Origin of the sequence: Pseudoalteromonas sp. HF66 (assembly GCF_011806445.1) — a bacterium.
Lineage (GTDB): Bacteria > Pseudomonadota > Gammaproteobacteria > Enterobacterales > Alteromonadaceae > Pseudoalteromonas > Pseudoalteromonas apostichopi.
On sequence record NZ_JAATOU010000044.1, the window covers coordinates 1 to 868 of the forward strand.

Genomic DNA, 868 nt, shown 5'->3' on the forward strand with positions numbered 1-868 from the left:
GTTAAGTAGACAAGGATAGTTCAGAGTGTATTTCAAATATTTCATAATAATGGTTCTTCTTTTCCTTTCCGTAGGATGTCAATCTACCAAAATGGGAGGATCTATCCCTGTAGAATCAAATAAAGAATTGAAATTGGATGTACTAAATATAGATTGGAGCGATCTTAGCTTAGCTCCAGGTGACCGAAGAATTAAAGATACAGGTTTTGTTGTAGCTAATTGGTCTGAATCTTCAGGTGATATAGGTCTTTACTTCGGAATTCTTGGTGTTCTAGCGTCCGATCTTTCTAATGAAAAAAACTTACAGGGTAGTTTAGAAAAGGAGCTTAAAGACAATTTTGATTTAGCTAAAATTCTACTCAGTTCACTAAAAAACAATCAAGATTTAACAGCAGAAATTAAATCTATTCATCTAAATTCAAATATTAAAAAACAAGTTATAACACTTGAACCTTGGTGTATTATTTTTACTAACGAAAAAGGTTTAATATTTCTCCCTCAGCTTAAAGCAACATTAAGATCTGAAACAGGTAAAGCACTTTGGGAGGGGAACTATGGACCTCTGAGCAAAAATAAACCTTTCAAGCTAAATAATTCAATGACTAGTGAACATGTGATTGAACTGCAGGCGAGATTGGCTGTCGTTTATGGGGAAATAACAAACCAATTAGTTGCAAATATTCAGGGGCAAGATAGCTATGTTAGTAAAGAGGAAAGTCAAAAGTTTACTGACGATTTAATGAAAAAAATGGAAATTGAATTTGACGAAAGTCTACTTAACAAGCAAATTAATCAGGACTAAAAACAGTTTACTGTTTTCGTTCCTCAACATTTTAGCAAACTATTTTTAGCCCATTATTAGGGCGTT

The 868-nt window shown here is 32.9% G+C and carries 1 protein-coding gene; it reads left to right on the top strand.

Annotated elements, in window-relative coordinates; genetic code table 11:
- Positions 1–25: 25 nt before the first annotated feature.
- Positions 26–802, top strand: coding sequence for a hypothetical protein (locus HCZ11_RS19510; RefSeq protein WP_217702842.1), 777 nt, complete (start codon positions 26–28; stop codon positions 800–802).
- Positions 803–868 lie beyond the last annotated feature (66 nt).